Genomic DNA, 5572 nt, shown 5'->3' with positions numbered 1-5572 from the left:
GTTGCATGGCGGGTTGGTCGGCCACGGCATGCTGGACGCCGCCTGCCCCGGCCAGGTGTTCACCTCGCCGACGCCGGACCAGATCCTGGCAGCGATGCAGGCGGTCGACACCGGCGCCGGCTGCCTGTTCATCGTCAAGAACTACGAAGGCGACGTGATGAATTTCGACATGGCCGCCGAGATGTCGGACGGCGTGCTGCAGGTGGTGACCAATGACGACGTCGCGGTCGAGAACTCGTCCTACACGACCGGCCGGCGCGGGGTCGCCGGCACGCTGGTGGTGGAAAAGATCCTCGGCGCGGCGGCCGAGCAAGGCATGGCGCTGCCCGAGCTCAAGGCACTGGGCGACCGCGTCAACGGCGCGACACGCTCGATGGGCGTGGCGCTGACCAGTTGCACCGTGCCGGCGGCGGGCAAGCCGACATTCGAGATCGGCGACAGCGAGATGGAGTTCGGCGTCGGCATCCATGGCGAGCCCGGCCGGCGACGCGATGCGCTGAAGAGCGCCGACGCCATCGCCGAGGAGATCTGCACGGCGATCACCGGCGACCTCGGCGAACGCGCCGGAGGGCCGGCACTGCTTTTCATCAACGGTTTCGGGGGCACGCCGTCGATGGAGCTTTACCTGATGTACAACAGCGCCCGCAAAATCTTCGAGAAGAGCGGCGTGACGGTCGTCCGCTCGCTGGTCGGCTCCTATGTCACCTCGCTCGACATGGCCGGCTGCTCGATCACGCTGGCCATGCTCGATGACGAGATAACGGCGCTGTGGGACGCGCCGGTGCACACGGCGGCGCTGCGCTGGGGGATGTAGCTTCGCGCGGGCTTTTCTGCGACCATACTCGCCGAATTTGCATGCCATTCGCGACGTTGCCCGGTCGATGCTGCCTCCGCTCTCGCCTGCCGAAGAAAAACTGCTGCTCGAGTTCGCCGACCCCGAAACGCCGGCTGACCGCGGCCGCAATCTTGCGGCGAGCAGCTTGAAGGCGTTGCTTGCCAACGCGGAATTCCACGGCGTGCTGCCGATCATGCTGCGCAAGCTCAGGGAACGCGGCGACGCCGACCTGCCGGACGATGCCGCCTTGCAGCAGAAGCTCGCCGAGTTGCGCGACCAGGCGACGATCGCGACCGGACAGTCGATGCTGCTGCAATATCACGGCGATCGCATCATGAAGGCGCTGGCGGCGAAAGGCGTTGCGGCCCGCATCGTCAAGGGACCGGTCTTCGCGCGAAAACTCTACCGCCACGCCGCCGACCGGCCGTACACCGACATCGACATCCTGGTCGATCCCGCCGGCATCGGCGCGGCCAACACGACGATCGCCGAATGCGGTTTCGAGCTTGCCAGCGGCGAGGCGCAATCGCATGAGCTGCAGGAGTTCAAATGGCTGGAGAAGGAAAACTCCAGCCTGCTGATAGAGCTGCACGGCAACCTGGTGCACGACACCGGCATGCGCAGGCGGCTGTCGCTCGGCTTCCGCGAGTTGCAGGCGATCGATGGCGGCGAGGCCGACACGCCGGCGTCGCTGCTCGCGATCGCCATCGTTCACGCGGCCGGCGGCCACAAATTCCACCGGCTGCAGCTTTGCGTAGATGTGCTGCAGGGCGTGCGCGCGCTGCAGTCGCCGGAGGCGGAAGCGCGGCTGCTCGAGGCCGCGCGCATGACAGGCATCGAGCTCGAGCTGGCGACGGTGCTCAACGTGACCGGGCGCTTGTTCGACGAGCCACGCGCCATCGCGCTCGCCAATCGCATCAAGCCCGATCTTTCGATACGGCTCGCCAAATGGCTCATCACCGGAAACATGCTTCTTCGCGTGAATTCACGGGAAAAGATGCGCTCGCGCCTCAGCCGCGACGCCTTCCGCTGGATCCAAAGGTTGGCCCGGCCGAGGCCCTATCCGGCCTGAGCGGCTGCTATGATCTTCGGTGATCAAGAAAGGTACTGTCGCGCCGCGTTCCTTCACACCCCCCTCTGTCCTGCCGGACATCTCCCCCGCAAGGGGGGAGATTGGCAGCTTCGTCGGCGACGCTCTTCCTCCAACGTAGGAGATTGACGAAAGCGGCAGTGACGTCCGATCTCCCCCCTTGCGGGGGAGATGTCCGGTAGGACAGAGGGGGGTACTGTCCCGCCAGCGTTTCGGATTTTCTGCACAGCGCTCTGAAGTCACCGCAATGACGGGCGTTTCCGCTAATCGCCAAGGCATGCGGAACTAAGCCTGGCCCAACGCGGCGCGGATCAGCGCCGCTGCATCCGCCGGGCTCGCGCCGACCTCCAAGGTAAAGGTCGGGACCGCCTTGACCAGTGCCGCGATCATCGCCATGCGCCGTTTCTGCATCGCCAACAGGCCGGTCATGCCGGTCCTGACATTGTCGGTGGCCAAAGCCACCATCGCATCGGTCCTGGCCATGGGCAGCAGACGGGTCTCGGCATTGGCCGAACGCGCAAGATGAAGGAGCGCCGAGACCGGTCTCGCGGTCGTGTCCTCGATGCGGATGATTTCGGCAAGACGCTCCAGCGGAACCGCCTGCTCGCCTTCGGCGTCCCATCTGTCGCCGAGACAGGGAGCAACGAACGGCAGCATAGCCGCGGTGTTGCGATGGACCTTCACTTTGCGCGGCATGCCCCAGGCCGTGATGCCATCCGATGCCGCCCGCAATATCATGACATCGTCCGAGCAAAGGCCGAAGCCTTGCGATGCCAGCGCCAGCGATGTCGTCGACTTGCCGGTGCCGCTCGGGGCATGGATGAGAACCAGGCCGTCGCGGTCCGGCAGAGTGAGGCCGGCGGTGTGGAGCATGTGCTGTCCGCCCGCATCGAGCGCGGCATCCAGCACCATCATCAGCAATGTCCATTTGACCTTGCTGTCGGGATGCACACGGATTTCAGCCCAGCCTTCGTCGGCATGGACCGAGGCCATCTGAAGAGCAGGGAAGATCAGGTGAACGATGTCGCCACCGTCGATCAGCCGGCAATGGCCGTCCAGCGGCACCTCGCCTTCGAAAGCGAGCTTCCCTTGAGGGTTTTCCGGCAGCGCCGACGTTTCGACGATATTGATGCGAAAGCCGGGTTCGACGGGGTCGCTGACGCGCAAGGTGCCGAGCATCAGGTCGAAGCTTGGCCAGAGCTCGGCGCGCGACGCGGATATGCTGATGATCTGGCCGTTGAGGTCATAGCAGAAGGTGGTTGCCATGCTACTCAAGCAGCGCGCGCCCCGGCAGCGTCGGCATGGTGGCGATAGATCTCAACCATGCCGGGCAGGCTGTCGCTGACCACCGGCTTACCGTCGAGGCACACCCAGCAATGCGCCGACAGGCGCGGCGCATGCATCGATTTCGAATCTACGCCGAAGCGCAGCTCAGGATCGAAACCGGCCATGCGCAGGAAGCGGAAGCCGAGCAACCCTTCCCGCAGGCACCTGCGGTCGCGCATCAGCCAGGGATGCCGGACCGTGCGATTGACGCGGGTGACGATGTAGGCCGAAGGCAGGCCCCGATAAGGCGCGGGCGCGTCGAGCGGCGCCCATTTCAGCACGCTCTCGAAGTCGCGCTGGCCAATCAGCACCGGCATCAGCCGGGCGCTGAGCCACAAATGGGTGCGAAACAGCGCGCGCAGGAACGGTCCGTCGGCCATCACGCGCCCGGATCGGCGAGGATGCCTTCCGCCACCAGTTCGGCGGCGAGCGCCGCCATGTCCTCGTCGAGCGTCGCCTTGTCGATCTCGAATTCATCCGACAAGAGGTCGACGATCTGATCGAGGTTGCGGGCGCCGTCGACCTTGTCGAGGAAGGCTTCGGTCGTGCCGTTGCAGGTGTAGAGCTGGCCGCTGCGCGCCAGAAGCACGACGGCGCCGTCGCCGACATGCTGCACGGAGGCGTCATCTGCCATCCGCAGAACCGTTTCAGAGGCGATTTCAATCATGCGCCCGCTCCCTTTTGCCCCGAGAGCAATTAGCGCGGCACCGTGGCGCTGTCCATTGCCTGATGTCAGGCCCGGTGTTGCCTTCTTGCCCCAAGGTAAGCTAGAAACCGCCCGGGGTTTTCGGGGAGTGAACAGTATGCGTTACAATTGGGATCGGGCTCCGACGGCTTTCGAGCGCCATCGGAAAGCATTGGCGGCCGCTATTTTGATCGCCGGCGGCGTGGGGCTGATGCTCGCGGCACTGCCGCTGTAAGCCGGCTTCAAGTCGGGGCAGCCGGAACGGCGCTCAACCGGAAGCGTCGTCTGCAGAAATTTGCCGGCGACAATCGACGAAAATGCAAGAAGACATGGCCGGCAAAAGCCGATTAGGCTATTGCCAGACGACGCAATGTTCCTGGGGAGGAAAAGTCGATGGCCTCACGCTACCACGAAGTCTATGCGGGCTGGAAACGCGACCCCGTAGGGTTCTGGGCCGAGGCGGCCAAGGCGATCGACTGGTATTCACCGGCCGAAAACGTCTTCGATCCCGCATCAGGCGTCTATGGCCGCTGGTTCGTCGGCGCCACCTGCAACACCTGCTTCAACGCCATCGACCGCCACGTGGCGGGCGGGCGCGCCGACCAGTTGGCGCTGATCCATGACAGCCCGATCACCGGCACGGTGCGGAAATTCACCTATGCCGAATTGAAGCGCGAAGTGGTTGCGCTGGCCTCCGTGCTCAAGAACCGCGGCGTCGGCAAAGGCGACCGCGTCATCATCTACATGCCGATGGTGGCGGAGGCCGCCTTCGCCATGCTCGCCTGTTCCCGCATCGGCGCCGTGCATTCGGTGGTCTTCGGCGGCTTCGCCTCACACGAGCTCGCCACCCGCATCGACGACGCCAAGCCGAAGCTGATCATCTCGGCATCCTGCGGCCTGGAGCCTGGACGCGTGGTCGCCTACAAGCCCCTGCTCGACAAGGCGATCGAGATGTCGAAGCACAAGCCCGACGCCTGCCTGATCCTGCAGCGCGAGCAGTTGCGCTGCGAGATGAAGGACAATTACGACATCGACTATGCCGATGCGGTCGCCCGCGAGCGCGCGGCCGGCGCCAATGTCGACTGCGTGCCGGTTTTAGCCACCGACCCGCTCTACATCATCTACACCTCCGGCACGACCGGACAGCCGAAGGGCATCGTGCGCGACAATGGCGGCCACATGGTCGCGCTGAAATGGACGATGGACGCCGAGTTCGGCGTCAAGCCCGGCGAAGTGTTCTGGGCCGCTTCCGACGTCGGCTGGGTGGTCGGCCATTCCTACATCGTCTACGGACCGCTGCTGCATGGCTGCACCAGCGTGCTCTTCGAAGGTAAGCCGATCGGCACGCCGGACGCCGGCACCTACTGGCGGGTGATCTCGGAGCATGGCGTGGTGGCGCTGTTCACGGCGCCGACAGCCTTTCGCGCCATCAAGGGACAGGATCCCAGGGGCGAGTTCGTGTCGAAATACGACCTGTCGAAATTCCGCACCCTGTTCCTCGCCGGCGAACGCGCCGATCCGGAAACCATCAAATGGGCGGAGCAGAAGCTCGACCGTCCGGTCGTCGACCATTGGTGGCAGACCGAGACCGGCTCGCCAATGACGATCAACCCGGCCGGGCTCGGGCTTCTGCCGG

6 protein-coding genes are annotated in these 5572 nt (G+C 65.0%); 3 read left to right on the top strand and 3 right to left on the bottom strand.

Features of this window, described 5'->3' with window-relative positions; all coding sequences use genetic code 11:
• Together EOA38_RS26420 and EOA38_RS26415 are read left to right on the top strand one after the other, a co-directional pair.
• Nucleotides 1–814 (top strand): dihydroxyacetone kinase subunit DhaK (locus EOA38_RS26420; RefSeq protein ID WP_127300611.1); only part of this gene is annotated, 814 nt, incomplete at its 5' end.
• A 67-nt stretch (nucleotides 815–881) separates the two neighbouring features.
• Nucleotides 882–1907 carry a nucleotidyltransferase family protein gene (locus tag EOA38_RS26415; protein ID WP_127300610.1) on the top strand — a complete coding sequence of 342 codons (1026 nt, stop codon included), beginning with the start codon at nucleotides 882–884 and terminating at the stop codon, nucleotides 1905–1907.
• Nucleotides 1908–2210: 303 nt separating this feature from the next.
• Here the strand turns inward: EOA38_RS26415 and EOA38_RS26405 are convergent, their stop codons facing one another.
• From EOA38_RS26405 to EOA38_RS26395, 3 genes are read right to left on the bottom strand one after another with little or no spacing between them, the layout of a single operon-like run.
• Nucleotides 2211–3191, bottom strand: coding sequence for a serine kinase (locus EOA38_RS26405; protein WP_127300609.1), 981 nt, complete (start codon nucleotides 3189–3191; stop codon nucleotides 2211–2213).
• Nucleotides 3192–3196: 5 nt separating this feature from the next.
• Entirely contained in the window at nucleotides 3197–3631 is a 435-nt protein-coding gene (locus tag EOA38_RS26400; protein ID WP_126090540.1) for a lasso peptide biosynthesis B2 protein, read from the bottom strand.
• The gene (locus EOA38_RS26395; RefSeq protein WP_189434901.1) at nucleotides 3631–3918 is read right to left on the bottom strand and encodes a PqqD family protein; all 288 of its coding nucleotides are present in this window, start codon (nucleotides 3916–3918) and stop codon (nucleotides 3631–3633) included. The genes EOA38_RS26400 and EOA38_RS26395 overlap by 1 nt, the downstream gene beginning before the upstream one ends.
• A gap of 411 nt (nucleotides 3919–4329) precedes the next feature.
• On the opposite strand from EOA38_RS26395, the gene EOA38_RS26390 reads away from it, so the two are divergent.
• On the top strand, nucleotides 4330–5572 hold a 1243-nt coding region (locus EOA38_RS26390), incomplete at its 3' end, for an AMP-binding protein (protein ID WP_127300608.1).

It is taken from the genome of Mesorhizobium sp. M1E.F.Ca.ET.041.01.1.1 (genome assembly GCF_003997355.1).
Classification (GTDB): domain Bacteria; phylum Pseudomonadota; class Alphaproteobacteria; order Rhizobiales; family Rhizobiaceae; genus Mesorhizobium.
The sequence above is the reverse complement of the archived record's forward strand: the minus strand, read 5'-3'. Positions and strand labels throughout refer to the sequence as shown.

Excerpts from the sequence above, each read along its gene's own strand:
- EOA38_RS26400 (WP_126090540.1), bottom strand. The coding sequence starts at position 3,631 with ATGGCCGACGGACCGTTCCTGCGCGCGCTGTTTCGCACCCATTTGTGG.
- EOA38_RS26395 (WP_189434901.1), bottom strand. The coding sequence starts at position 3,918 with ATGATTGAAATCGCCTCTGAAACGGTTCTGCGGATGGCAGATGACGCC.
- EOA38_RS26415 (WP_127300610.1), top strand. The coding sequence starts at position 882 with ATGCTGCCTCCGCTCTCGCCTGCCGAAGAAAAACTGCTGCTCGAGTTC.
- EOA38_RS26405 (WP_127300609.1), bottom strand. The coding sequence starts at position 3,191 with ATGGCAACCACCTTCTGCTATGACCTCAACGGCCAGATCATCAGCATA.